The sequence below is a fragment of the Rhodococcus sp. MSC1_016 genome (genome assembly GCF_023667485.2).
Taxonomy (GTDB): Bacteria; Actinomycetota; Actinomycetes; order Mycobacteriales; family Mycobacteriaceae; genus Rhodococcus_F; species Rhodococcus_F oxybenzonivorans.
In genome coordinates this window covers 874,949-900,746 of record NZ_JAMOZI020000001.1, presented here as the reverse complement: position 1 = coordinate 900,746, position 25,798 = coordinate 874,949, and the positions used below count along the sequence as shown (strand labels likewise).

Annotated in this window: 21 protein-coding genes; 6 read left to right on the top strand and 15 right to left on the bottom strand. The window is 65.5% G+C overall.

The features are described 5' to 3' along the window. The first annotated feature begins 206 nt into the window (after positions 1 to 206). Positions 207 to 329, top strand: a complete 123-nt coding sequence (locus tag L1080_RS04070; protein ID WP_268962523.1) for a hypothetical protein — start codon at positions 207 to 209, stop codon at positions 327 to 329. A 9-nt stretch (positions 330 to 338) separates the two neighbouring features. On the opposite strand, the gene L1080_RS04065 is transcribed toward L1080_RS04070, so the two are convergent. The 5 genes from L1080_RS04065 to L1080_RS04045 all read right to left on the bottom strand — a co-directional run bounded on the left by L1080_RS04065 (position 339) and on the right by L1080_RS04045 (position 6,499). After that, positions 339 to 1,547: a serine hydrolase domain-containing protein gene (locus L1080_RS04065; protein ID WP_159925372.1), complete on the bottom strand. Its 1,209-nt coding sequence runs from the start codon at positions 1,545 to 1,547 to the stop codon at positions 339 to 341. Between the two features lie 160 nt (positions 1,548 to 1,707). Next, the gene (locus L1080_RS04060) at positions 1,708 to 2,607 is read right to left on the bottom strand and encodes a restriction endonuclease (protein ID WP_109331952.1); all 900 of its coding nucleotides are present in this window, start codon (positions 2,605 to 2,607) and stop codon (positions 1,708 to 1,710) included. Positions 2,608 to 2,650: 43 nt separating this feature from the next. Then, a complete protein-coding gene (locus L1080_RS04055) occupies positions 2,651 to 4,063 on the bottom strand; it encodes a chloride channel protein (RefSeq protein ID WP_250776656.1) in 1,413 nt (470 codons plus the stop codon). Continuing rightward, positions 4,060 to 5,691, bottom strand: a complete 1,632-nt coding sequence (locus L1080_RS04050) for an amidohydrolase (protein ID WP_250776655.1) — start codon at positions 5,689 to 5,691, stop codon at positions 4,060 to 4,062. Before L1080_RS04050 ends, L1080_RS04055 begins: the two co-directional genes overlap by 4 nt. Before the next feature lie 280 nt (positions 5,692 to 5,971). Further along, positions 5,972 to 6,499 carry an OmpA family protein gene (locus tag L1080_RS04045; RefSeq protein ID WP_236603282.1) on the bottom strand — a complete coding sequence of 176 codons (528 nt, stop codon included), beginning with the start codon at positions 6,497 to 6,499 and terminating at the stop codon, positions 5,972 to 5,974. Between the two features lie 720 nt (positions 6,500 to 7,219). Between L1080_RS04045 and L1080_RS04040 the strand changes: the two genes are divergently transcribed. Then, positions 7,220 to 8,521: a lipase family alpha/beta hydrolase gene (locus L1080_RS04040; RefSeq protein ID WP_250776654.1), complete on the top strand. Its 1,302-nt coding sequence runs from the start codon at positions 7,220 to 7,222 to the stop codon at positions 8,519 to 8,521. Positions 8,522 to 8,620: 99 nt separating this feature from the next. On the opposite strand, the gene L1080_RS04035 is transcribed toward L1080_RS04040, so the two are convergent. After that, positions 8,621 to 9,391: a CPBP family intramembrane glutamic endopeptidase gene (locus L1080_RS04035; RefSeq protein WP_159925362.1), complete on the bottom strand. Its 771-nt coding sequence runs from the start codon at positions 9,389 to 9,391 to the stop codon at positions 8,621 to 8,623. Between the two features lie 189 nt (positions 9,392 to 9,580). Between L1080_RS04035 and L1080_RS04030 the strand changes: the two genes are divergently transcribed. Next, positions 9,581 to 11,278: a fumarate hydratase gene (locus L1080_RS04030; RefSeq protein ID WP_109331958.1), complete on the top strand. Its 1,698-nt coding sequence runs from the start codon at positions 9,581 to 9,583 to the stop codon at positions 11,276 to 11,278. A gap of 36 nt (positions 11,279 to 11,314) precedes the next feature. On the opposite strand, the gene L1080_RS04025 is transcribed toward L1080_RS04030, so the two are convergent. Beyond that, a complete protein-coding gene (locus L1080_RS04025) occupies positions 11,315 to 12,319 on the bottom strand; it encodes an NAD-dependent epimerase/dehydratase family protein (protein ID WP_250776653.1) in 1,005 nt (334 codons plus the stop codon). Positions 12,320 to 12,427: 108 nt separating this feature from the next. On the opposite strand from L1080_RS04025, the gene L1080_RS04020 reads away from it, so the two are divergent. Beyond that, on the top strand, positions 12,428 to 13,822 hold the full coding sequence (locus tag L1080_RS04020) for an acyl-CoA dehydrogenase family protein (protein ID WP_250776652.1): 1,395 nt from the start codon (positions 12,428 to 12,430) through the stop codon (positions 13,820 to 13,822). Here the strand turns inward: L1080_RS04020 and L1080_RS04015 are convergent, their stop codons facing one another. The 5 genes from L1080_RS04015 to L1080_RS03995 form a co-directional block, all read right to left on the bottom strand. After that, the gene (locus L1080_RS04015) at positions 13,823 to 14,173 is read right to left on the bottom strand and encodes a hypothetical protein (protein ID WP_109331972.1); all 351 of its coding nucleotides are present in this window, start codon (positions 14,171 to 14,173) and stop codon (positions 13,823 to 13,825) included. Positions 14,174 to 14,195: 22 nt separating this feature from the next. Then, positions 14,196 to 14,765 carry a mismatch-specific DNA-glycosylase gene (locus L1080_RS04010; protein WP_159925356.1) on the bottom strand — a complete coding sequence of 190 codons (570 nt, stop codon included), beginning with the start codon at positions 14,763 to 14,765 and terminating at the stop codon, positions 14,196 to 14,198. After that, complete coding sequence (locus tag L1080_RS04005) at positions 14,762 to 15,751, bottom strand: SDR family NAD(P)-dependent oxidoreductase (protein ID WP_250776651.1); 990 nt, start codon at positions 15,749 to 15,751, stop codon at positions 14,762 to 14,764. The genes L1080_RS04010 and L1080_RS04005 overlap by 4 nt, the downstream gene beginning before the upstream one ends. 6 nt (positions 15,752 to 15,757) lie before the next feature. After that, complete coding sequence (htpG, locus tag L1080_RS04000; RefSeq protein ID WP_308202208.1) at positions 15,758 to 17,698, bottom strand: molecular chaperone HtpG; 1,941 nt, start codon at positions 17,696 to 17,698, stop codon at positions 15,758 to 15,760. Positions 17,699 to 17,811: 113 nt separating this feature from the next. Continuing rightward, positions 17,812 to 18,723 (bottom strand): SDR family oxidoreductase, encoded by a 912-nt coding sequence (locus tag L1080_RS03995; protein WP_250776650.1) that lies wholly within the window; start codon positions 18,721 to 18,723, stop codon positions 17,812 to 17,814. 149 nt (positions 18,724 to 18,872) lie between these two features. On the opposite strand from L1080_RS03995, the gene L1080_RS03990 reads away from it, so the two are divergent. Beyond that, a complete protein-coding gene (locus L1080_RS03990) occupies positions 18,873 to 20,552 on the top strand; it encodes an alkaline phosphatase D family protein (RefSeq protein WP_250776649.1) in 1,680 nt (559 codons plus the stop codon). Here the strand turns inward: L1080_RS03990 and L1080_RS03985 are convergent. Continuing rightward, positions 20,527 to 21,003, bottom strand: coding sequence for an SRPBCC family protein (locus tag L1080_RS03985; protein ID WP_250776648.1), 477 nt, complete (start codon positions 21,001 to 21,003; stop codon positions 20,527 to 20,529). The two genes, L1080_RS03990 and L1080_RS03985, sit on opposite strands and share 26 nt — an antisense overlap. Before the next feature lie 145 nt (positions 21,004 to 21,148). Here L1080_RS03985 and fusA point away from each other — a divergent pair, with 145 nt between their 5' ends. Then, positions 21,149 to 23,179, top strand: coding sequence for an elongation factor G (fusA, locus tag L1080_RS03980; protein WP_250776674.1), 2,031 nt, complete (start codon positions 21,149 to 21,151; stop codon positions 23,177 to 23,179). Between the two features lie 27 nt (positions 23,180 to 23,206). Here fusA and L1080_RS03975 read toward each other — a convergent pair whose 3' ends face one another. Continuing rightward, positions 23,207 to 24,223 (bottom strand): cytochrome d ubiquinol oxidase subunit II, encoded by a 1,017-nt coding sequence (locus L1080_RS03975; protein WP_250776647.1) that lies wholly within the window; start codon positions 24,221 to 24,223, stop codon positions 23,207 to 23,209. Continuing rightward, positions 24,220 to 25,650: a cytochrome ubiquinol oxidase subunit I gene (locus L1080_RS03970; protein ID WP_250776646.1), complete on the bottom strand. Its 1,431-nt coding sequence runs from the start codon at positions 25,648 to 25,650 to the stop codon at positions 24,220 to 24,222. Before L1080_RS03970 ends, L1080_RS03975 begins: the two co-directional genes overlap by 4 nt. Between the last annotated feature and the right edge of the window lie 148 nt (positions 25,651 to 25,798).

Below are 25,798 nucleotides of genomic sequence, written 5' to 3'. Positions count from 1 at the left end.
ACGACATCAGTCACACTGGACACTCCCACGGGCGGGACGCGACATCGCCCTCATCACTGCGCTGCGTCGTTGTGGCACGCAGCCGCCTGCCGGGGCGCCGTGAGAGACCCCACGTTGCACGTTACTTCAGATAACACTTACCTTGGGGCTGTGGGGCATAGACGCCTCGCACGACAGTTCGTTCCATCGCGAAAGGGCGGTGCGTCATGAGCATTGCGGTTGTCTCGATTCTGATCGCCATCGGGCTCGCTCCACTCTTCGTGAGCGGCGGCGCAGGGCTCGACTTCCGGGCCCGCCAACTCGAATACCGGATGCGGGCCCGCCACTGAGGCAGAGAGTTACGCCTTCGCCGCGAGGGCGAGTGCGGTCGATCCCAGTTTAGGCAGACGAAGGTCGGCAATAGGCGTGAGCATGTTGCCCAGCCGATTCGTGACGAAGGCAATCGACAGGCCCGTCTCCGCGTCCGCGAACGCACCCGACCCGCCCAAGCCGTAGTGCCCGAACGTCTTTGACGGCTGGGTGCGTCTCGCCACCATGCCGGCGTGGTAGCCGAGACGCCAATTCATGGGCAGACCCAGCACGTAGTCGCGACCCGTGGTCTGCACCTCACCGAGTTGCGTCACGACATCGGGTGCGAGGAACTCGACGCCGCCCACCGATCCGCCGTTTGCCAACGCCCCGTACATCTTTCCGAGCGCGCGGGCGCTGAACACTCCATTCCACCCGGGCATCACGCTGTCGTGAACAGCCGGGTTGCGGACGAGTAGATCGAAACCTGCCGGCATTCCGGCATCAGCGACGTTGCGCAGTCCCGGAAGTCGAGACATCGCAAAGGACGTCGCGGCCCAGGGGACACCGAACGGGTTGATGTGCGGAAAGGTCCGGGCGATCCGGCCGCGTTCGTCGAGCGGAACCGCGTACCAGAAGTCTTTCACCCCGAGCGGTTCGGCGATCTCGGTTTTCACCAGCTCGGTGAAGGGCTGTCCCGACGCCCGCGACGTCACTTCGGCGATCAACGAACCGAACGTGACCGCGTGATACCCGGGAGCGCGCAGTCGGCGCCGATCAGGGGTCGCGGCAGCCAGCGCGGCGCTGACGAGGGAGTGGTCCATCAGGCTCAGCGGTTCGGGCACCAGGCCGCGAACCCGATGGAGTCCGGCACGGTGCGACAGCAGCTCGCGTACCGTGATCGCCTCCTTACCCGCCGCTGCGAACTCGGGCCAGTACTGCGCGATAGGGACGTCGTAATCGATGAGGCCGCGCCCCGCCAGTCGGTGTAGCACCGTGGAGGCGACACCCTTACCGGTGGAGAAGGTCAGCGTGACAGTGTCGCCGTTCCACTGCGTCTTCCGGCTGGCCCAGCCCGCCCAGACGTCGACGACGGGCTCGCCGTGCAGATAGACCGACAGGGCGCCGCCGCCCTGCCTCGTGTCGCGGAACAGCTGAAAGAACTGGTCCACGAGCCTTCCGAAGCGCCGGTCCACCAGCATCCCTGCCGGCGGCCGCGCCGTTCGGCCGATCAACGGCCACGGCGTTGTGGTCGTCATGCCTGTTGTCCTAACAGTCTTTTCCCGTGAGCACTGTGCACACCTACTTCCTCTGTACACACCACGGAGGCTGCGGGTGGCGGTTGGCGGCCTACGTGACCGGTTCGTGGCCATACCGCAACGGAAAATGCGCCTGAACAGCGCACGAGCACCGCTTTTGCTATTTCGGTTCGAGTGAGCGGAAGTAGTCCGAGCGGACCTCTACGTCCTCGACGAGACGGGTGGTGGTCTGCACTCCCAGCGCGTGCTCCTTGAGCAGGTCACACAGCCGGTCCCCGTCGATGAGATCGATAGGCGGTGCTCCGTCACGCTTCGACTCGGTGCGGGCGTCACCAGTGAAGGTGCCGGTGGTGATGAGTAGCCCCTTCTCGCCGCGACCAGCCATTGCGCCACGAAAGTCGCGCACGGCGCCGGCGCCGACACTGCCGTTGTGACGCTTGCACTGGAAGAAGACCGGAAAGCTGAGCAGCGACAACTGGTAGACGCCGAGACCCTCGATGTCGCCCTCTCCCCCGCGCCACGTGACGGATGCGCTCGAGAACCCCGCTTCGCGCAGCAATCGCTGCGTAAGGCGTTCGAACGCGGCGGGCGACATCTTCAGAACGGTCTCGAGGAGCACGTCTTTCCAGCCGGCATCGGTGTCGACTTCGGTGATGTTCGTTTCCGGTTCGTCGGTCCTGCGAGACGCGGCCTTGGCCGATTTTCGGGCAGCGTTCCTCTTGCGGTTCTCCGCCGAGGACTCGGCATGCAGAGGCCGGATCTGACTTTCGGTGACCTCGCGGCCCTTCTCCGTGACACTCCACACCCCGCGGCGGCTGTTCGTGAGCAGACCCATCCCCTTGAGGTGGGTGCGGGCCCACGCCAGCCGGTATTCGATCTCGGTGCTCGGCCCGTCTCCGTGCAGCACACCCTGAACGTCGGACGACAGTCCTTCACGCTCGATGACCGCGTTGTCGAGTTCTTCGTTGGACGCCGAACCACCGAGCGCAATCACGGCCTGAAGTGCTGGCCACAGGAGGTCGACGTACCGAGGAACCTGAACAGTCATGGCGACAAGCATGCCGGAATCGACCGGGCCCCCCACACACCGGACCCCGATCCGTTCACCCGGGCGAATTCTGCAACTGCCGAGCCTCCTCGCGGTTCTCGAGCTGTGCCCGGTAGATCGTCTTTCCGGATCGCCGCACGATGAGATATGCGAGGGCGACGGCAACCATTCCCGGGGCCAGCACACCGATGCTGCCTGTCATCTCGGCCACCATCAACATCACCGCGAGCGGCGCCCGGGCGATGCTGCCGAAGCAGGCCATCATGCCGACGATGACGAACGGTGCCGGACTGTCGGAGACGCCGGGAGCGATCGGTTCGAGCAGGCGCCACACCGCGGCACCGGTGAATGCCCCGATCACCATGCCGGGGCCGAAGATACCGCCGGAACCACCGGACCCGATGGACAACGAGGTGGCGAGAATCTTCGCGAACGGCAGCAACAGCACCACCCACAGAGGAATGGCCGCGAGGTCGACGCGGGCCATCGATTGCTGGATCCAGCCGTATCCGCTGCCGAGCACCTCGGGTAGTGCCAGCGCCATCAGCCCGACGAATAGCCCCCCGACCGCCGGTTTGACGATGCGACTGCCCGGCAGCCGGTGGCTCAGGTCGACGAACGCATAGAACGTCCCGCTGTACAGCAATCCGATCAGTCCTGCCAGAATTCCGATGATCGCGAACCACACCAACTGTATGGGGGATTCGAACGTGTACTCCGCCGCGGCCGCACCGAACAACGGCCCGAAACCGAGGATGCTGCCGAACACCGAGTAGCTGACGATCGAGGCGACCATGCCCGGCACGAGTACGTCGTATTCGAAGTCGTCCTTGTAGGGAATCGCGCAGCACAGCACCGCCCCTCCCAGAGGTGCACCGAAGATCGCGCCGATGCCGGACCCGATGCCCACCGCGACAGCGATTCTGCCGTCGCGGTCGGACAGGTCGAGCTTGCGGGCGAGTAGCGAGCCGAAACCTGCCGAGATTTGCGCCGTCGGCCTCTCACGGCCGCCCGACCCGCCCGACCCGATGGTGATCGCGGAGGCGACCAGCTTGACCAGGACGACGCGGATCCGGATCATCCGCGGATTGCGGTGAAACGCCTCGATCGCCGCATCGGTTCCGTGCCCTTCAGCCTCCGGCGCCAGGGTGAACACGATCACTCCGGAGACAAGCCCGCCCAGTGCCACCACGAGTGGGACGGCCCAGGGGCGGGTGAATTCTCCGCTCCCGGCTGCACCGCCGTCTCCCGCCGCAGTCGGGGGCTGATACCCGGCGAGTTCACCGAGGAGCAGATGCGTAGCCCCTGCGAGGGCGACGGAGAACACCACCGCCCCCAGCCCTGCGATTGCGCCGATGACAATTCCCAGCACGAGCCACTTCGGTAGGTAGCTCGCATTCCGGACCCACCTTGCCACCGACGTCGGGATCGATCGCACGGCCTTCGCCAGGTGCGCCACGCGGGTCACTCCAGCTTTCCGAAGACCGTCCGGCCCTCCAGAATCGTGGCGAGCACCTCGAGATCCGCGATGTCGTCCGGGTCCACGCGCAACGGATTGGCCGACAGCACCACGAGGTCGGCGTGCTTGCCGGGTGTGATCGATCCGATGGCATCCTCACTTCGCAGGTGCCATGCCGAGTTGATCGTCTCCGCTCGCAGCGCCTCGAGGACGGGAATTCGTTCCTCGGGTGCGAGGACGCGGCCCGACCGCGTCCGGCGTGTGACCGCATCGGTGATATTGCGTAACGGGTTCGTGGGAGTGACCGGACCATCGTTGTGGAACGAAATACGCTGACCGGCCGCGATGGCCGAAGCGGCTGCCGCCCAACGAGACCCGCGCTCGGCTCCGAACAGGTCGTCGACGAGGACGTCACCCCAGTAGTAGAGATGGTCGACGAACATACTGCAGGTGACGCCCAGTTCCGTCGCTCTGCGGAACTGCTCCGGTCGCATCGCGCCTACGTGCTCGAGGCGCAGACGGTGGTCTTCGCGCGGTACTTCGGTGAGCATTCTCTCCCACGCGTCGAGGACCAAGCTGACCGCGTCGTCGCCGTTGGCGTGACACGAAATCTGCCAGCCCTTCTCGAAATAGGGCCGGCTGATGTCGTGGACCTCCTCGGCCGTGTAGTTCGCCTTGCCGCGTGTTCCGGCGAGCCCCAGCGCCCGGGTGACCTCCGAGTCGATGTACGGAAAACTGGTGGCGGCGTTGCCGACCCACGGAGACCCGTCCGACCAGATCTTGATACCCACCTGCCGCAGAAGGTCGTTCCCGACACCCGGCGACACCGCAGTGGCCCGTTGAGGATTCGACATCTCGTAGAGGCGCAGCCGAGTGGTGAGCGCACCGGACCGTGCGATCGCCGTCAACGTCGCACTGAATCGAGGGTCGAACGCCATCTCACTCACAGTGGTGATGCCCACAGCGTTCATTCGTGCGCATTCAGCCGCGAGAAGCTCTGGCAGCCGGGCGGTAGCGCCGGCAAGCACATTGGTAGCCACCGCCATGACAGCGGGCGCTTCGAACGCCGAACCGTCGAGTTCGCCCGACGGGTCCCTGCCGTAACTTCCCCCTTCGGGGTCGGGCGTCTCGCGGGTGAGCCCGGCGTCGCGCGCTGCGACATCGTTGAAGTAGGCGACGTGCCCGGTGTTGTGCAGGATCACCATCGACGTCTCGGGCGCAACCGAATTGAGCCATTCCCGCGTCGGAGCGGGCAACCCCTTCTGCAGCAGCGGATCCCATCCGTTGAAGACGACACCCTCCTGGTGCTCGCCGACGGCCCGGCGGACGGTGTCGACCACCGTGTCGGCATCGGCGATGGTGACGGGGCGGATGTCCACCACGGGCTCGCCGAGCAGGACGGCCGAGTTCAGCGGATGCCCGTGGGCCTCGACGAACCCCGGCATGATGCACGCGCGGTGCACGTCCACCGTTGCGGTGGTGGGTCCGATCAACGGGAACACCGCGGCGTCATTTCCGACAGCGGCTATCCGCCCGTCGCGCACAGCAACGGCCTGCGCTCGCGGCCGCGTGTCGTCCATGGTGACCACGTCACCGAACAGCACCAGATCCGCTGCCTTCTCGTCGTTCGTGCCCATCAGTGCACCCTCCCGTCAGACCGGGCGCGGGCGAGTGCCCGCACGCCGGCAGCGAGCGTCGACTGGAACTTCAGATTACAACCCGGGATGCAGGCCATAGGGAGAAATAGGCAGCAAGAAGTTCCTGTCTCGGACAGCGATGACCCGAGCACTGCCCGATGGGGTTCGCGGCGACGGCGCAGCGGGGTACTAGACGGCGCAGCGGGGCACTACCGGAGTCGGGCCACCGTCGGAGTGGGGCTCGGCCGCACCGTCATGCACTGAGCTCCGGTATCGCCGGTCAATTACCCTCGACCGTGACGTCGGCCTGGTCGACGTTCACTCCCTCACCGGGGTTCGCCGTACCGTTCACGGAAATCCGGCCTTTGTCGACACCCTGCGCGACGAGCGCGTCGGCGACCGCATTGGCGCGTTGCTCGGCGAGTGCCTCCGCCGCAGCCTCATCGGAGTTGGCGGCGTACGCCGTGATTTCGACCTTGTTGTCGCTGGCTTTCAGTGCGGCGGCCACCGCGTTGATGGTCACGCCGGAGACGGCATTGAGTTCGGCGGACCCCGACTCGAACCCGATGGGGACCGCCGAGATCGCCGAATTGATGGCGTTCTGCGTAGCCTCGCGGGCCGTGTTCACCGCCGAGGAGGCGGTGGCCTGCACGCTGCTCATCGCCCCTTCCATACGGTCCGACATCGACGCCGACGTCGTCGTCGTTGCTATCGGGGCCTGATCGGAGCTGTCGTCGGTGCAGCCGGCAGCGCCTACGACGGCGAGGGCCGCCACTGCAATGCCGCTGACGAGGGTCTTGCGCATCATGGATCCCCTATACGTGTGTATTGCCGGAAGCCTTCTCGTGAGGATAGCCGCGGTGCGAGCCCTCGACGGTGGTATTCGCACGAGTCCGAGGAGATCCGCCGGATACGTGTAGAGCTGCCATCGGCGCCGCCACCGATTATTTACTTTCCGTTCCTCGCAATTCAATCTCTCGAATTGCGATCCCCATTCGATCACGGTAAGAAGGTGAACGGCGCCCGCTCAGCGCCACAAATTCCCACGACCGAGCAAGGAGTTATCAGCATGGATCTGTCCTTCCTTTCCGAGTTCTTCACCGCAGTCTCCGACTTCGTCGGTGCCCTCGATTTCTTCTCGGGCTCCGCTGAGGCACTGAGCGGTACGGAAGAAGCCGCATAGGCATCCGCTCCACTAGGCTGGCCATTTGCGCTGGTAGCTAGCTCGACAGCACGCGACGGTGCTCGCCCGTTCCCTGGGCGAGCACCGTCGCTTTGTCATTTCGCAGTTAATTATTGGTTCAACTGGACGCAAATCACAAGCGTGTAACGGAACCGCACACGCGCATCAACACTCGTGATCGTCGGACATAACCGCTATTTTGGTCGAACGACCAGTTGCATAATTCCCAAGATCAACTTCAATACGCCGAGGATTAACTTACTCAACGCCCTGTCTTTACGCATTGCGCATACCAACCGGCAGTTCACCCGTCGGATTGAGTGCACATCTGTACACTCAAACCTCATGACTCAATCCGAGCTGCGGCGTCGATCCGAAATACAGGCACTCGCCCGGCTGGCCCTCGACGAAATCGGGGGTGCGGCAGACGGCATCGGGTCCATACACCGCGCCATCGCGACCCGCATCTTCGCCGGCATCCGCGCAGGCCTCGGGCCTTCGGTGCTACCTGTGCAGTCGCTGCACGACGCTCTCTCCGACACGATCTACACCGCTGTCGCGAGCACCGCTCGCGTCGGCGGCGCTCTGGCCGGACATCTGCTCGACCTGCCGACTTCCGACAACGTCCCGCCGTCGCAGACCAAAGCCGGCGCTCAGGCGATCGCCATCATCTCGGGCCTGATCGGTGACGTGCTGGAAACGGAGGGCTCCCCCCTCGCGGAACTGATGGCGGTGCGTGTCGACGGGGCAGCTGTCCCCGTGGACAGCGGCGCGCTCGCAGCAGCGTTTCCCGAGGCGAGCCCACGTATCGTCGTCTTCCTCCACGGCCTCGTGGAAACCGAGAGTGCGTGGACGCTCGGCGGAAGGCCGACCTACGGCGAACGCCTCGAAACCGATGCAGGGTTCACAGCGCTGCAGATCCGGTACAACTCAGGACGCCACATCTCCGACAACGGGAAGTCCTTGTCCGAACTTCTCGACACGCTGACCGCGCGGTGGCCGGTCGAGATCGAGTCGATTGCCCTGGTCGGGCATTCGATGGGCGGACTGATCGCCCGTAGCGCCTGCTACGCCGCCGCCAAGGACGATCGACCATGGGTACAGCAGGTACGGCAGGTCGTGAGCCTCGGATCCCCACACCTCGGGGCGCCGCTCGAGCAGGCGGTGCACTACGTGAGCGCAGCGTTGGCGGCACTGCCCGAGACGCGTGCGGTCTCCGGATTGCTCCGTCGGCGGAGCGCGGGTATCCGCGACCTCAATCAGGGGTCGCTGGTCGACGAGGACTGGCGCGACCGCGACCCGGACGCGCTACGCGCGGCTGCCTGCAACGAGGTGCCCCTGCTCGAGGGCGTGATGTACTTCTTCGTCTCCGCCACCATCACGCGAAGTCCCAGGCATCCCCTGGGACGTCTGCTCGGTGACGGCATGGTTCTCGTGCCGAGCGCATCGGGCCGCAATAGAACTCGGATGATCGGGTTCCGCGAGGAGGACGGGATGCACCTGGCCCCCGCGAACCATTTCACGATGCTCAACCACGACTCGGTGTACGAGAAACTTCTCGGCTGGCTGACGTCCGCGACACCGGAATCGGCCGGAAAGCCCCCGAACCCCCCGGCCGACTCTGGTCGTCACGAACTGGAGTCGTGATCGCATCAGGTTAACGCGACTCGGGCTGGCCGTCGGCTGTCTGTTTTCCCAGACTCCGCGGAGCACCGGTTATGTTGCCTCACAGGCTTCGAAAGCCGATCAGGCCATCGTCGTCTGCCACACGATGGCGGCCGCAAGCGCGCCTGCACCGTTCAACGACCAGTGCAGCGCAATCGGCGCGATGAGGCTACCGCTTCGGCGGCGCAACCACGTGAAGACGACGCCCGCCGCGGCGGTGGCTACGACCGCGGCGAGAACGCCGAGTATCTGACCGAGCAGCCCACCGCCGAGGAACCCTGACAGTCCCTTGTTCCCCGAGGTCAACCCGAGCGAAGACGCGATGTGCCAGAGGCCGAACAGAAGCGACCCTGCCGCGAAGACTCCGCGCGCACCGTAGACGCGCTCCAACGTTCCGTGGAGGACACCGCGGAACGCGAGTTCTTCCGGGATGACGGTCTGCAACGGGATCACGATCATCGAGGCGATGAGCGCCCCGGAGAGGGTGGCATACCGGTCGGCCATGAAGAACGGGCGAGTGATGGGTAGCGCTGCGCCGATCGCCACGACACCGATGACGATGGCCATCGCGGCCAGGGCGTACACCGACCCACGCCGCAAGTGGCGGGGTGAGAGTCCGAGTTCGGCCCAGCCGAGCCCTCGGCGACGCGTGAGAACGAGGAGGACAACGGCGGAGATGGGGACGGTCGCGATACTCGCCCACACGGTGGTGAAGTGCGCGATCAGGTTGGTGGCCGCGAGGACGATCACCACGATCGCGATGTCGAGATAGGCGTGCAGCACGGGTTTGCCCGCGCGCTCGTCGCCGGATCCGGGTTCGACGGCAGTCACACAGCCAGCTGGTGAGGTCATGAGGTCAGCCGCAGTCGTTCGTGTCGTCGCATCAATTCAAGTGTACGGATTTGTCTGTGAGAACCCTGTGACAGCTATTTGAGAAACCCTGTGACAGGGGCCACAACGTCGCCCCCGGCCTCTGCCGCCTCACGTAGCCGCGTCTAGCCTGAGTACGAACTTCACACCCCTCGCTGTCCAGGAGATAGAATGGCCGACTTCCTCTACGAGGACTTGCTGCCGATCGGTGACGACCCCACCGAATATCGGTTGCTGACCACCGAGGGGGTGTCGACCGTCGAAGGACCGGACGGCCGCACCTTCCTGTCCGTCGAGCCCGAGGCCCTTCGCCTCCTGACCGAGACCGCTCTCCACGACATCTCGCATTACCTGCGCAGCGACCACCTGACGCAGCTGGCGAGCATCCTGGACGACCCGGAAGCCTCCGGCAACGACAAGTTCGTCGCCCTGGACCTGCTCAAGAACGCGAACATCTCCGCGGCGGGCGTCCTCCCGATGTGCCAGGACACCGGCACGGCGATCGTCATGGGCAAGCGCGGTCAGCACGTCCTCACCCCGGGTGACGACGAGAAGGCCATCGCGCGGGGTGTGTACGACGCGTACACCCGGTTGAATCTGCGCTACTCCCAGAACGCTCCGATCACCATGTGGGAGGAGAAGAACACGGGAAGCAACCTTCCCGCGCAGATCGAGCTGTACGCCGACACCGCGGCAGGTCACGAGAACTCCTACAAGTTCCTGTACATGGCCAAGGGCGGCGGCAGCGCCAACAAGTCGTATCTGTTCCAGGAGACCAAGGCCATCCTGAACCCGGACGGCATGATGCGGTTCCTCGAGGAGAAGATCCGAGCGCTCGGCACCGCCGCCTGCCCGCCGTATCACCTCGCGATCGTCGTCGGCGGTACCTCGGCCGAGTTCGCGCTGAAGACCGCGAAGTACGCGTCCGCGCACTACCTCGACGAGCTTCCGAACGAGGGTGCGATCACCGGTCGCGGCTTCCGGGATCTCGACCTCGAGGAGAAGGTGCTCGAGCTGACCCGCCAGATCGGAATCGGTGCGCAGTTCGGCGGGAAGTACTTCTGCCACGACGTCCGCGTCATCCGCCTTCCGCGGCACGGTGCGTCGCTGCCTGTCGCACTCGCCGTGTCCTGCTCCGCGGACCGCCAGGCCAAGGCGAAGATCACTCCTGAGGGCGTCTTCCTCGAGCAGCTCGAGTTCAATCCCGGCCGGTTCCTCCCCGAGGTCACCGACGCCCAGCTCGACGCCGAGACCGACGGTGTGTCCGGTACCGGCAAGGGTGCCGCAGTGAAGATCGACCTCACCAGGCCGATGCCGGAGATCCTTGCCGAGCTGTCGAAGCACCCGGTGAAGACTCGCTTGTCGCTCACCGGCCCGCTCGTTGTCGCCCGCGACATCGCGCACGCCAAGATCAAGGAGCGACTCGACGCCGGCGAGGACATGCCGCAGTACCTCAAGGACCACCCGGTGTACTACGCCGGTCCTGCCAAGACCCCCGACGGCATGGCGTCCGGTTCCTTCGGACCCACCACCGCCGGTCGTATGGACTCCTACGTCGAGCAGTTCCAGGCGGCGGGCGGCTCGATGGTCATGCTCGCGAAGGGCAACCGCTCCAAGCAGGTCACCGATGCGTGCAAGAGCTACGGCGGCTTCTACCTCGGGTCGATCGGCGGTCCCGCGGCGCGTCTGGCCCTCGACTGCATCAAGAAGGTCGAGATAGTCGAGTACGAAGAGCTCGGCATGGAAGCGGTGTGGAAGATCGAGGTGGAGGATTTCCCCGCGTTCATCGTCGTCGACGACAAGGGCGAGGATTTCTTCGCCGGTGTCTCGACTCCCACCCTCACCATCGGCAAGCGCCCGGGGCTCTAGGCGCGCCGCGCTCGTGCGCCTTTCTGGTAGCTGGGACTACCGAAAAGGCGCACGGGCGGAAGCCAGGGCAGTCAGCGTTTCGGCGCTGCTGTAGCGGGGCTGCCAGCCGAGGTTCTTCTTCGCCTTCGAGGTGTCCATCACCACGGACGTGCGCCCGGTGTGCAGCCATTCCAGCATGGCCGGCACCGCCGGGAGCCATTCGAGGGCTGCCGAGGTGGCCTGCGCGACGGCCAAGGGGATTCGGACGGGCCTCGCACCCAACGCTGTCGCCACCTCGGACAGCGACACGGTTCCGTCCCCGGCGATGTTGTAGGCGCCGGGCGGTGCGTCCGTCGTGACCGCCGCGTCGATCGCCGCGGCCACGTCGTCGTGATGGACCAGTTGCAGCGGGATGCCGGGGTCGGGAAAGAGTGGGCGCGGAAGGGGCAGCGCACCGACGACCTTCGTCACGACTCCGGGGAGGCGATCGGCGACCTGACGCCACGGCATGGCGTCGGCCAGCGCGGTGGCGGTCGGTCCGGCGACGATGCAGGGCCGGAGCACGAACACCTCGAGCCCGTTGCCGTCGTTGATTTCTGCCAGCACCGTCTCGAGTTCGGCCTTCTGTTCCGAGTAGTAGTGCTGCCGGGATCCTCGGGTGGGCACGTCCTCGGTGAGCGGGGTCGGATTGTCGGGGTGATACCCGTAGGCCGCCACCGAGGAGGTGTACACCAACCGGGTGGGGCGGGCGGCCGCGACAGTGGCTTCGAAGACGTTTCGCGTTCCGGTGAGGTTGATCCGATTGCTGTCGGCCCGCGATCCCATGATGAGGAATGCGAGGTGAACAACCACATCGGCTTCACCGACGAATCGCTCGACCGCGGCGCGGTCGAGGATGTCACCTTGCCGATATTCCGTCTTGGTCCATCCGCGCTCGCCTGGGTCGAACGGCCGTCGCGCCATGCCGAGGATCCGGTCGACGGTGGGGTCGTTCTCGAGCGCGGCAACCGCGGCGAGGCCGATCTCGCCGGTGGGGCCGGTGACAGCAACGGTGATGCCCATGGGTTCCACATTTCCCCGCGGAAGCCGTATCGAAACTTCCGCCTCGGTGCGGCCGAGCACACTGTTAGCGTGGTCGGCAGACTCTGCACGGCAACCGAGGGGACAGCCATGACGTTCAGTCTTGCTCTCACGCCAGCTCAGAAGGATCTCGTCGAGCGGACGCACAGTTTCGCCGAAGACGTGATCCGGCCGGTCGCCGCCGAGTACGACCGCAAGCAGGAGTTCCCGTGGGACGTCCTCGAGAAGGCGGCAGCAGAGGGGTTCTACAGTCCACTGTTCTACCGCGACCTGATCGGTGATCCGACGGGATTGTCGTTGCCGTTGTTCATGGAGGAACTGTTCTGGGGTTGCGCGGGAATAGGACTCGCGGTCGTGATGCCGGCGCTCGCCTTGTCGTCGATCGGCCAGGCCGCGACTCCGGAGCAGATGCTCCGGTGGGCGCCCGAGTGCTTCGGGCAGCCGGGAAACCTGAAACTCGCGGCCCTGTGCATCTCGGAACCGGAGGGCGGAAGCGACGTGCGGAACTTGCGGACCACCGCGACGCGGGACGGTGACGAATGGGTCATCGACGGTCACAAGATGTGGATCGGGAACGGCGGCATCGCGGACGTGCACGTCGTCAATGCGACGGTCGACCCCGACCTCGGTCATCGCGGACAGGCGCTGTTCGTCGTGCCCGGCGGCACGCCGGGTATCGAGCTGGTGCGCAAACTCGACAAGCTGGGATGCCGCGCGTCCCACACCGCCGAGCTGAAATTCCATCAGGTGCGGGTGCCGGCGGATCATCTCCTCGGCGGTGACGACAAGCTGCAGAGCCGTATGAAGAAGGCTCGCGCAGTGCAGGAGGAGGTCGCGACAGGTGCACCGCGCCGGAAGTCGGCGACACTCGGCACGTTCGAGCAGACGCGTCCCATGGTTGCCGCGCAGGCGCTGGGAATCGCCAGGGCAGCACTCGAATACGCGACCGAGTACGCAAACCGTCGCGCTGCCTTCGGCGGTCCGATCATCGACAACCAAGGCATTTCGTTCCCTCTTGCCGAACTCGCCACCGAGATCGATGCGGCGCGGCTGCTGACGTGGCGGGCGTCGTGGATGGCGGCGGCCGGGGTCGAATTCCGGCACGGCGAGGGCTCGATGGCCAAGCTCGCGGCCTCGGAGGTCGCCGTGAAGACGACGGAACGCGCGCTCCAGACGATGGGCGGCTGGGGTTACATCAGCGACCACCCCGTGGAGAAGTGGTACCGGGATGCCAAGCTGTACACCATCTTCGAGGGCACCAGCGAGATTCAGCGGATGGTGATCGGGCGGGCACTGGGAGCAGCAGACGGCGCCCCTCCCCTGCATTTCGATCAGGCGACCGAGGGAACCGCTTTCAATCGGCGCTTCGGCCGGGGCACGTCGGTGCGCACCAGGGCCGGGGAATTCGCGATGTCCATGAAGGATCGGATGCCCGAGTCGGCGCAGCGACTGGCGATGCGCGTACTGGCGCCGCCGAAGAAGTGATCAGGTCCAGAGTGCGGCCACCAGAACGGTGACGACGGCCAAACCCCCGACCACGTGCACCAGTCCCGGCTTCTCCTGCCCGCGTTTCTGCCTGCCGCGCAGAATTTCGGCGAGCGCCACCACCACGAGGGACAGCAGAAGTTTCACACCGATCTTGACGTGGTTGTACTCCTTGTCGAGTGCCCCTTCACCGAGTCCGACGAGGATCAGTCCGGTGACGAACTGGAGCCGGGCACCCCACACGATCACCTCGGAGATCCGCGGAGCCGACAACACAGCGAAGTAGCCACCCACGAGTGCAGCCATGCCGAGTAGGTGGCCAACGAAGACGATGTTGTACACGACGGACATATGCGGAAGCCTAGCGGCCGAATCAGACCTTCACGATGCCTGCCTCGATCGCGGCCTCCCGGTACGACGCGGCGAGAGTTGTGACGGTTTCGTGCGCGTTGAGCCCACTGGGATTGGGCACCAGCCACAGGGCGGCCCCCTCCAGATCACCCGGCTGCCTTCCCTTCTTCGCCGCACGCTCGCGGAACGCCGTCCGGTATGCAGTAATTCCGGCAACCGCTACGACGTGCGGGCGGGTGCCGCGCACCACCGCGCGAAGTCGCTCGGCGCCGACCGCCAGCTCGTCGGCGGTCAGCTCGTCGGCCTTGGCGGTGGCGCGCACCGCCAGATTGGTGATGCCGACTCCCCGCTCGATTAGATGGTCCCGGTCGGCGTCCGACATCCCCGCGGTGGGGTCGATAGACCGGTCGATGATTCCGGCAGCCAGCAGAGCCGGGTAGAACCGGTTACCCGGTCTCGCGAAGTGCGCCCCGGTGGCGGCGGTCCACAGTCCCGGGTTGATACCGACGAAGAGTAACCGGCATCCGGGTCCGATCAAGTCCGGAACTTCTGCGTCGCGGTACGACTCCAGCTCGGCACGGGTGAATCTCACAGTCGGCCGGCACCCATGAGACCCGCAACGGTGTCGGCGAGCGTCTCCGCCGAAGCGCGGTACTCGACACCGAGTTCCACCTCACTGGGCCGGTCGTCCGTGTCCGGCATCCGCGTGTAGTACTCCATCGCCGCTTCGGACACCGGCGTGTCGAAGGGAACGAATCGGTCGACCACATCGACGAGGCGTCCGACGAGGCGCAGCGCGCTGTCGGGAACCGGCAGGATACCCATCCTCCGTCCGGTGACGGAGGCGAGCATGTCTGCCACTGCGCTGATCGGGAGCCGGGGACCGCCGAGCATGAACCGTCGGGGGCCGTGCCCCGGCTCGAGCAGGGCGGCGTGTGCTGCCGCCACGTCCCGCACGTCGACCATCGTCCACGCCGCACTCCGCCCGGGCAGAAACCGCAGTCGGACGGCGGCCTCGACTCCTTGCGCCGCCTCACCGAACTGGTCGCCCGCGGGCGGGCCGATCACCATCCCCGGGTAGGTGATGGCGATCGGCGCACCGCCCGCCTGCAGGTCACGGGCATACTCCTCCACTCGGGCCTTGCTCTGCCCATACGCGTCCGAGGGACCGCACACTGGCAGGTCCGAGGTGAGCAGGTCGACGCCGGGCTGGAACAGTGCGGCGATACTCGAAACGTAGACGACGGGATCGCAGCCCAATTCGATCGCCGTTCCGAGCACGTTCCGAGCACCGGCGAGGTTGGTCTGCTTCATCTCCTCGGCCCGGCGCGGGTCGACCGCGACGACGGCGGCGGCATGGACCACCGCGTCACAGCCGTCCAACGCACGCCGCACCGAATCCGGGTCGGTGATGTCTCCGACCACGTGATCCGAGGTGTCGAGACCGAGCTTCGCCGCGCTGCACTCGAGTCGAGCAGGATTCCGGACGAGGAAACGCACGTGGTGACCGGCGTCCACCACCGCCTTCGCACTCCATGCCCCGATGAATCCTGTTCCCCCCGTGACCAGAACTCGCAAGGTGTGTTACACCGTCCCGGCGAGGCGATTGGCGAGGAGACTCGTGAAGTGCGCGGGATCGTCGAGTTCGCCACCCTCCGCCAACAACGCCATCCCGTAAAGAATTTCGGCCGTCTCCTTCAGGCCCGGATCCTCGCTACGTTCGGCGTGCGCCGTCCGCAGAGCCGTCACCAGCGGGTGCTCCGGATTCAGCTCGAGAATGCGCTTGCTGGTCGGCACCGGCTGCCCGGAGGCGCGATACATGCGTTCGAGCGCCGGTGACATGCTGAAGGCATCGCCGACCATGCAGGCCGGGGAGGTGGTCAGTCGCGTCGACAACCGCACCTGCTTGACATGCTCGTCGAGGGCTTCGGTCATCCAGGTGAGCAGGTCGGCGAAGTCCTTTTCCTTCTCCTCCCGCTCGGACTCGTGAGCCTTCTTGTCGTCCTCGGTGTCGAGATCGACTTCTCCCTTGGCGATCGACTGGAACGACTTGCCGTCGAACTCCGGAACCGCGCCTACCCACATTTCGTCGACGGGGTCGGTGAGCAGCAGCACCTCGATGCCCTTGGCACGGAAGGCTTCCATGTGGGGCGAACTTTCGAGCAGCTGGCGCGACTCGCCGGTCGCGTAGTAGATCTGCTCCTGACCTTCCTTCATCCGCGATACGTAATCCTCGAGCGACGTCAACTCTTCGTCGCTGCGGGTCGACGCGAAAGACGAGATGGCCAGCAACGTCTCACGGTTGTCGGTGTCGGACAGCAGGCCTTCCTTGATCGCCCGGCCGAATTCGTTCCAGAAGGTGCGGTACTCCTCGGGGCGCTCGTTCTTGATGTCTTTGATCGTCGACAGAACCTTCTTCGTGAGCCGACGGCGGATGGCCCGGATCTGCCTGTCCTGCTGGAGGATCTCGCGAGAGACGTTGAGCGACAAGTCCTGGGCGTCCACGACGCCCTTGACGAAGCGCAGGTACTCCGGCATGAGCTGGTCGCAGTCGTCCATGATGAAGACGCGTTTGACGTAAAGCTGCACACCAACCTTGGCGTCCCGCATGAACAGGTCGAACGGGGCGTGGGACGGGATGAACAGCAGCGCCTGGTACTCGAATGTGCCCTCCGCCTTCATCGGAATGACTTCGAGGGGATCGTCCCAGGCGTGGGCGACGTGCTTGTAGAACTCCTTGTACTCCTCCTCGGAGACCTCGTCCTTCGAGCGGGCCCACAGGGCCTTCATGGAGTTGATCGTCTCGTCCGAGATGGTGACCTGTTCCTCGCCGCCTTCCTCGGCGGGCGGGGTCTTGCGCTCCACCTGCATCCGGATCGGCCACGCGATGAAGTCGGAATAGCGCTTGACGAGTTCCTTGATCTTCCATTCCGACGTGTAGTCGTGGAGGTGATCCTCGGTGTCCTCAGGCTTGAGGTGCAGCATCACGGAGGTGCCCTGCGGCGCGTCGTCGAGCGTTTCGATGGTGTAGGTGGCCTCGCCGGCGGACTCCCAGCGCGTGGCCGAACTCTCCCCCGCCTTCCGGGTCACCAGCGTGACCTTGTCGGCGACCATGAACGAGGAGTAGAACCCGATGCCGAACTGACCGATCAACTCTTCGGAGGCGGCGGCGTCCCGCGCCTCACGCAACTTGCTGCGCAGTTCCGCGGTGCCGGACTTGGCCAGCGTGCCGATGAGGTCGATCACCTCGTCGTGCGACATACCGATGCCGTTGTCGCGGATGGTGAGTGTGCGCGCTTCTTTGTCCGTCTCGATCTCGATGTGCAGATCGGAGGTGTCGACGTCGAGGTCCTTGTTGCGGTAGGCCTCGAGACGGAGTTTGTCCAACGCGTCGGACGCATTGGAGATCAGCTCGCGCAGGAACGAGTCCTTGTTGGAGTAGATCGAGTGGACCATGAGGTCGAGCAGCTGACGAGCCTCCGCCTGGAACTCGAGCTGCTCGCGGCGCGGTGCGCCGCTCTCCACCGTTTGTGCGTTCACTTCGATTCCCTTCGACAGCAGAACCCTGGACACAGAGTCGTTTTTCGGAATGATATCCCGCCGGGATACGGCGATTTCATGGTGTCGGCACGGCGGGTTCAGCGGTATCCGGTGACGTCGGCGGGCATGCCGGCGTCCTGTACTTCGTCCATGTATCGCCAGCAGTCGGGCCGACTACCGTCGAGGTCGTCGAAGTCGTACACCTTCGCCAGTTGACCGCTCGACAACGACTGCCCGTTCCACCTCGACACGTCCGGATCCTGGGCGAGCGCCGCCACCGCCCGTCCGACGAAGGCGGGACTCTCGGAGATCGCGAAATGCGGGACACGCTCGGTGGCGTCACGCCAGTTCGCCTCGGTGACACCGAACGCGTCGAGCATCATCTCCGAGCGCAACCATCCCGGCGTGAGCGACACCGCCGTCGCACCGTAGGGCGGGAGCTCGTGCGCCAGCGCGAAGGCCATTCTGTTCACCGAGGCCTTCGCCAGGTCGTAGAAGAAGGACACCCGATAATGGGCGGAGTTATAGTCGTCGGTTCCGTCGGTGACCTCGACCACCAGCCCGCCCGGAGTCTCGATCAGCAGCGGAAGGGCGAAGTGACTGGTAACCGCGTGGGTCTCCACGCCGTGTCGCAGATAGTGGAGGCCGATGTCGAGGGAAGACTCCCAGACCGTCTTGTCCCACTCCATGGTGGTGGCGCCCCAGATGTCGTTGACCAGCACGTGCAGGGCACCCTGTTCGTCGCGGATGCGGTCGACGAGGGCGCGCACCTCGCCCCGCACCAAGTGATCGACCCGGACAGCGATGCCTCGTCCACCTGCCTCGTCGACGAGTTCGGCGGTCTCCTCGATCGTCTCCGGCCGGTTCATCTCGGACGGCTGGGTGCGAGTGGTACGCCCGGTGACGTAGACGGTGGCTCCCGCGGCACCCAGTTGCACCGCAATGCCACGGCCCGCTCCCCTGGTCCCTCCGGCCACCAGGGCAACCTTGCCCGTCAACGGCTTCTCCATGTCTCGAACCTAACGCCGTCGAGGCCGCCCCGCGGAGGTTATTCGAATACGACTCGACGACCTGCCGAGCCGGTCGCGGAAACGTAATCTACTTCTGTGCAGGCCCCGTAGGCTTGCGAGATGGAACGAACTTCGACGAGGTGACGGTTGTGACCGAACTGATCCTGGGACCACTTCTGCGGCACGTGGGCAGGTGTGACGCGACGGTGTGGGTGGAGACTTCCGGACCCTGCACGGTCGGCGTACTCGGGCACACCGAGCACACGTGGGAGGTCGCCGGCCACCACTACGCGCTGGTGGTGGTGGAAGGGCTGGAAGCGGGGTCGAGCACGCCCTACGAGGTCACCCTCGACGACCGCCTGGTGTGGCCGCTGCCCGACGCGAAACCGTCGACCATCCGCACACTCGCCGACGACGGTTCGCTGGTTCTCGTCTTCGGTTCGTGCCGTTTCGCCACAATGTCCACCACCGAGGACAACAACCACCTCGGCACCGACGCTCTCGATGCCTTCGCGTTGAGGATGACGGAACAACCGGAGAGCCAGTGGCCTGATGCTCTCCTCCTCCTTGGCGACCAGGTGTATGCCGACGAACTGTCGGCGGAAACCGAGCGCAGGCTCGCCGAGATTCACGACTTGAGCGAGCCGCCGGGACCGCAGGTCCGTAACTACGAGGAATACACCTGGCTGTATGCGGAATCGTGGTCCGACCCGCAGGTGCGCTGGCTGATGTCGACCGTGCCGACATCGATGATCTTCGACGACCACGACGTTCGTGACGATTGGAACACCTCGCAGTCGTGGCGGGACGAACTCGAGGCCACCTCGTGGTGGGAGGAGCGGATCGTCGGCGCGTTGTCGTCGTACTGGGTCTACCAGCACCTGGGCAATCTGGGACCCGCGCAACTCGCCGAAAACGAACTGTATCAACGTGTTCGGAACCATGGCGGTGACGTGGAACCGATCCTCCGCGAGTTCGCATCCGCCGCCGACGAGGAAGCCGACGGCGCCAAGGGCGCGCAATGGTCGTATCGCCGCGACCTCGGGCCGGCGCGGCTCCTCGTCATCGATTCGCGCTGTGGACGCGTCCTCACCGACGGCCGGCGTGAGATGGTGTCCGATCCGGAGTTCACCTGGATCGAGCGCCAAACTCAGGGAGACTACGACCACCTCCTCGTCGGGACGTCGTTACCGTGGCTGCTGCCGCGCGCGCTGCACGACCTCGAATCGTGGGACGAGCGTCTGGCCGAAGGCAGCCGGGGACCACGCCTGGCCGCCCTCGCCGAGAAGATCCGGCGTGGGGCCGATCTCGAACACTGGGCGGCCTTCCGCAGTTCGTTCGATCGACTCACCAGATTGTTCGGCGACGTCGGCCGCGGGCAGTGCACCGGCCCGGGCGGGCGGGCGCCGTCCACCATTTCCGTGCTGTCCGGGGACGTGCACCACGCGTACGTCGCGGAGGCACACTATCCGGAGCCGACTCAGTCGCACGTCTACCAACTGACATGTTCGCCGCTGCACAACTACGTGCCTGCCGCAATGAAGGTGGCCTTCCGCATATCGTGGCGGCGCGCCACCGAACGGACGACCCGCTTCATTCTGGGCCGGGTCTCGAAGGTTCCGCCGGTGCCGATCGAGTGGAGCAAGATCACGGGACCGTTCTTCGGCGATCAGGTGGCCACCCTCCGACTGCACGGCAGGGCAGCTCACCTCGTCATGGAACAGGCGACCACCGACAGTGCGGGCACCCCGCAGTTCACCACCATGGCCGACCTCGTGCTGTCGACGGCGGACGATTCGGTGCCTAGCGCTTCTCGGCCTCCGCTTTGAGCTGTGCCAGGCCCTTGTCGAAGTCCTTGCCTACGAGCTTGTCCATATTCACGATGAAGCCGAACAATTTCAGCATCCAGTTCTTCCGGCCGGTCATCTGCCAGCGGACCGTCGTCCCGGCGCTGTTCGGCTCGAGTAGGAACGTCGTGACGTTCTGCGCCGGAAACGGCTTCTGGAACTCCAGGTCGAGGACGACCTCGGTATCGGGTACCGATTTCGTGATCGACATCGAGCCTTTGCCCGCCTTGCGATTGCCTTCCCAGCTGTAGGTGGCGCCCACCCCGGAATCCGGCCCCGTGTAGGTCCGCCGCAGATTCGGGTCGACTCCTTCCCATGGCGACCACGCCGTCCATCGGTGGAAGTTGTCGATGAGGGGAAACACGGTTCCCGGGCTTGCATCGATCACGATGGATCGTTCGACGCGGAACTCGTCGGAAGTCTTCGGTGCCAACACTGTCTCCGTTTCGTCGCTCGAGAAGCCAGGTCGCTCGAACCGACCCTGCCGGTACCGCCCGAAGTCGGGGCGTTGCGCGGTATCGTCGAGGACGACCCGTACGACATGCTGTGGTAGGGGGTGCGACATCGTCAGCGACTCGATAGGTAATGTTAGCGACTCGATCCGCAATATCGCTCTGGTGGGACATCAGGGTAACGGTAAGACGAGCCTCGCGGAGGCAATGCTGTTTCGTGCCGGCGTCGTCACCCGTCCGGGGCGCGTCGAGAACGGCAACACCGTGCTCGACACCCAACCGGAAGAGCACGACCGTACCCAGTCGTTGACTCTCGGCCTGGCGTCGTTCGAGTGGGCCGATTGCCGGATCAACCTCCTCGATGCGCCCGGTTACGCCGATTTCGTCGGTGATGCGATGACGGCGCTGCATGTCGCCGACGTCGCCGTATTCGTCGTCGACGGTGTCAGCGGTCTGCAGGTCAACGACGAATTGCTCTGGCAGGCGGCGGCGGAACGCTCGATTCCCCGGATCGTGTTCATCAACAAGATGGACAAGGAGAGGGCATCGTTCGATCAGACGCTGGCAGGTCTCCGAGACCATTTCGGCGCCGGGGTGGAACCGCTCGATCTGCCGGTCGGTGAGGCGTCGGAGTTCACCGGCGTGGCCGATCTTCTCAGCGAGCACGTCATTCTCTACGACACCGGCTCCGCAACCACCAGCGACGAACTCCCCGCGGACATCGCCGACCGCGAGCACGAGCAGCACGAACACCTCGTGGAGGACGTCGTCGAGATCGAAGACGATCTGCTGGCCCGATACCTCGACGGTGATGCCATCAGTGTTCCCGAACTCGAGCACGCACTGCGTCGGGGATTTTCCGGCGGATCCCTGTGGCCGGTGCTGTGCGGATCGGCGACCGAGGCGATCGCGATCGACCGGCTGCTGGACTTCTTGTGTCACATCGCGCCGGCGCCTTCGGAGGTGCCCGGTGTCGAGGTGCGCAACGGGAACGGATCCGACTCGCTGACGTGTGATCCGTCCGGCGATCCGCTGGCGTTCGTCTTCAAGACACAGACCGACGAATACGTGGGTCAGGTTGCGTTGATGAAAGTCCTCTCCGGCACGCTCCATGCCGATGATGTGCTCGTCGACCAGCGAACCGGCACCAAGGAACGCCTCCACAACTTGCTCCGGGTTCTGGGCAGCAAACACACCCCGATCGACACCGCAGTTGCCGGCGACATCGTGGGGGCGATCAAACTCACCGACGTCACCACCGGTGACACCCTCGCCCCGATCGGGTCCTCGCTCACGGTCACACCGGTCGAACACAAACGCCCGGTCTACGGAATCGCCGTCGCCGCCGACAGCGCGGGTGACGAAGACAAGTTGTCGACCGCCCTGGCCGAGCTGGTGGGTGACGATCCGACTCTGGAAGTGGTCCGCGACAGCGAAACCCATCAGACCGTGCTGCGGGGGGCGGGTGACGTCCACGTCCAGGTGGCCCTCACCCGTCTGCAGCGGCGATACGGCATCACCGTCCGCACCGAACCCGTAAAAATCGCCTACCGGGAAACACTGCTCGCCCCGGTCGAGACGGAAGGCAGGCACAAGAAGCAGAGCGGCGGTCACGGGCAGTTCGGTGTCGCGACCGTCCGATTCGAACCTCTCCCCCGCAACGGTGGCTACGAATTCGTCGACGCCACGCGGGGCGGCGTGATCCCCAAGTCACTCATCCCCGCGGTGGGCAAAGGTGTCGCCGAATCGATGGAACGCGGCGGGCGACACGGGTTCCCGCTCGTCGACCTGCGGGCGACGGTTCTGGACGGCAAACACCATTCCGTCGACTCGGACGATTTCAGCTTCCGGATGGCCGGGGCACTCGCTCTGCGCGCCGCCATCGACAAGGTGGGCACGCTGATCCTCGAACCCGTCGACCGCGTGGAGGTCACGGTGCCCTCCTCCCTTCAGGGCGATGTGATGGCAGATCTCGGGCGGCGGCGTGGCCAGATCGAGGGCACCGAGCCCGCCGGAGACGGAGAAGTCACCGTGATCGCCTCAGTGCCCACCAGCGAGGTCGTCGACTACCCCGTCGCCTTGCGCTCGATGACGCATGGACGGGGCCGCCTCGCGCTGTCGTTCGAGCGCTATCAGGAGCGCCCCGACCCCCGGTAACCGCCACGCCCTTCCCCGTAATGGAGCTCAGTGCGGCGCAGCTTCGTCGCGGCTCCAGGTGTCCGTCTGGGTAAGCCAGAAGAGGTAAGCCAGCGCCGGCACTACCGTCACCGCGGCGAGGCCGACGACCACAAGCAGTCCGATGAGCGTTGCTCTCGCTCCCGCGGCGTCGGCGATGAGAACCTGGTCGACGAGAATCCAGGGTGTCTGGGCGACGCCCCAGCCGATCACGATCGCTGCCACGGCGACGAGCGCCGTGATCCGGGCTGCACCGAAGCGGCTCCGCCACAACAAGATCAGTGTGGCGACACCGGCGAGCGCGGAGACAACGATCAACGGCAACGCGCTGCCGAGGAGACCTTCACCGAGAGTGGGCGAGTCGCGGCGGATGGGTTCGATCGCGGCCAGTGCGACCGCGCCGACGACGACACCGACGACAATCGTGCGCGGTCGCAGGTACGCGGCCAGCGTGCCGTCTCCCGAACGATCGGCGTCTGCGGTGAGGAAGACCCCGGCCAGGAATGCACACGTTCCGACGGCAATGACGCCGCCGAGGACGGATGTGGGATTGACCCACGAGGTCACAACGTCGCCGTATCCGTCCGCGGGCACACGCCCCGAGGCGACTGCGCCCGCCACCGTGCCCAGGAAGAACGGGGTGATCAAGGACGAACCGGCGAAGAGCACTCCGAACAGTCGCGCCTGCCCCATGGTCGCCGAGTACTTACGAAACGCAAAGTTGGCCCCGCGCAGCACAATGCCGAGAAGGGCGAGAATCAGCGGAATGAACAAGGTGGTCATGATCGCCGCGAACACGGTCGGGTAGGCCGTCCACAGAAATACCAGGATGTAGATGAGCCACACGTGATTGGCCTCCCACACCGGACCGATGCTGTGGTCGATCAGCACCCGGAGCCGACTTCCGCGATGCGGTCCGCCCGCCGTGAGATCCCAGAAGCCGGAACCGAAGTCGGCTCCACCGAACAACGCGTACAACACCACACCGGTGAACATGGCCACCGCAACGGTGTTCGACAGAGTCATCGCCCACTCCTCTGCCCGGCCTCCCCGGAGCGCTGCGTTTCGTCGACCGCCGAAGCCCCCGGCCCGTAGGGGCTGGCGAGATCCTCGTCTCCGGCGCGCCAACGCCTGGCCATGGACCGCAGCACGACGTACGCACCCACCGTCATCCCGAGATACACGAGCACGACGCCGAGGTAACTCCACCACAGGCCGCTGTTCTCACTGGCTGCGTCAGCCGTGCGGAGCACCTGCCATACCGTCCACGGCTGACGCCCGACCTCGGTGGCGATCCACCCGCACTCCAGAGCGATGATCGCCAGCGGTCCGGCAACAACGGCGCCTCGCAGGAACCATCGGCTGGTCAACGGGTCGTGTCGGCGCCAGCGCAGTAGCCAGAACACGACGACAGCGACCGCGAGCAGAGTGCCGATCACCACCATCGTCTGGAACGCGAGGTGCGTGATGTTCACCGGTGGCCGGTCCTCCGCCGGGACGGTGTCGAGTCCGGGAATCGGTGCCGTCAAGGAGTTGCGGGCGATGATCGAGCCCAGGCGGGGAATCTCCAGCGCCCACTTGACCTCACCGTCGATGAGCAGGCCGCCCAATCGCAACGGTGCAGGCCCTTCGGTGGTGTCCGCGAGTTCGAAGGCGGCCAGCTTGGACGGTTGCGTGTCGTGGACGCGCATTCCGAGGACGTGACCGATCACCGGTTGGAGTAGGGCTGCCACGCTGGCGAAGGTGAACGGCACGATGAAACCCAGACGGTGATGTTCGTCGCGGCGACCACGGAGGAGTCCGGCGGCGTACACGCCTGCCACCACGAATCCGACGAGCATGAACGCGCCCACCCACATGTGGGCGAACTGCAACCAGACACCGGAGTTGAACATCGCCTTCCACGGATTGACGTCGGTGACCTCACCGTCGACGAGTCGGAAGCCGGTCGGATTGTTCATCCATGCGTTGACGCTCACGACGCAGAAGGTGCCCACCACACCGGCCAGCCCCATCGGGACGAGCATCGCCAGATGCCGGCGCGGCGGCAGACGACCCCACCCGTAGAGGTAGATGCCGAGGAATATCGCTTCGATGAAGAAGGAGAGGCCCTCGAAGGCGAACGGGAGTCCGAGCACGTCCCCGTAGCGGCCCATCAGCCCAGGCCACAGAAGACCCATTTCGAAACTGAGCACCGTGCCCGACACCGCGCCGATCGCGAACAGAATCGCCGACACCTTGCCCCACCGTTTCGCCAGGCCGAGAGCGACCGGGTCGTCACGCACGATGCCGCGTCGATGCAGGACGTAAATCATGGCAGGGAAGGCCACCCCGAAACACGCCAAGATAATGTGCCAGCCCAATGAGAAAGCCATCTGCTGACGCGCGGGCAGCAGTCCGGCCGGACCGTCGGCGGCGAGCAGCTGGACGGCAACAAGCCCACTCGGCACCATCACAGACCCTTCCCGTTCGTCCACCGTGCGCCGGTCATGCACGCCCGCGGCGTCTCCGCCCGGGCTTCCACCGGCATACCCGCTGGGTGGGCGAGGCAACCCGGCTCAGGAGGAGTCGGTCCGATCATGCGGGGCTGGTGTAGATCTC

Excerpts from the sequence above, each read along its gene's own strand:
- L1080_RS04070 (WP_268962523.1), top strand. The coding sequence starts at position 207 with ATGAGCATTGCGGTTGTCTCGATTCTGATCGCCATCGGGCTCGCTCCA.
- L1080_RS04065 (WP_159925372.1), bottom strand. The coding sequence starts at position 1,547 with ATGACGACCACAACGCCGTGGCCGTTGATCGGCCGAACGGCGCGGCCG.
- L1080_RS04060 (WP_109331952.1), bottom strand. The coding sequence starts at position 2,607 with ATGCTTGTCGCCATGACTGTTCAGGTTCCTCGGTACGTCGACCTCCTG.
- L1080_RS04050 (WP_250776655.1), bottom strand. The coding sequence starts at position 5,691 with ATGGGCACGAACGACGAGAAGGCAGCGGATCTGGTGCTGTTCGGTGAC.
- L1080_RS04045 (WP_236603282.1), bottom strand. The coding sequence starts at position 6,499 with ATGATGCGCAAGACCCTCGTCAGCGGCATTGCAGTGGCGGCCCTCGCC.
- L1080_RS04040 (WP_250776654.1), top strand. The coding sequence starts at position 7,220 with ATGACTCAATCCGAGCTGCGGCGTCGATCCGAAATACAGGCACTCGCC.
- L1080_RS04035 (WP_159925362.1), bottom strand. The coding sequence starts at position 9,391 with ATGACCTCACCAGCTGGCTGTGTGACTGCCGTCGAACCCGGATCCGGC.
- L1080_RS04030 (WP_109331958.1), top strand. The coding sequence starts at position 9,581 with ATGGCCGACTTCCTCTACGAGGACTTGCTGCCGATCGGTGACGACCCC.
- L1080_RS04025 (WP_250776653.1), bottom strand. The coding sequence starts at position 12,319 with ATGGGCATCACCGTTGCTGTCACCGGCCCCACCGGCGAGATCGGCCTC.
- L1080_RS04020 (WP_250776652.1), top strand. The coding sequence starts at position 12,428 with ATGACGTTCAGTCTTGCTCTCACGCCAGCTCAGAAGGATCTCGTCGAG.
- L1080_RS04015 (WP_109331972.1), bottom strand. The coding sequence starts at position 14,173 with ATGTCCGTCGTGTACAACATCGTCTTCGTTGGCCACCTACTCGGCATG.
- L1080_RS03995 (WP_250776650.1), bottom strand. The coding sequence starts at position 18,723 with ATGGAGAAGCCGTTGACGGGCAAGGTTGCCCTGGTGGCCGGAGGGACC.
- L1080_RS03975 (WP_250776647.1), bottom strand. The coding sequence starts at position 24,223 with ATGACTCTGTCGAACACCGTTGCGGTGGCCATGTTCACCGGTGTGGTG.
- L1080_RS03970 (WP_250776646.1), bottom strand. The coding sequence starts at position 25,650 with ATGGTGCCGAGTGGGCTTGTTGCCGTCCAGCTGCTCGCCGCCGACGGT.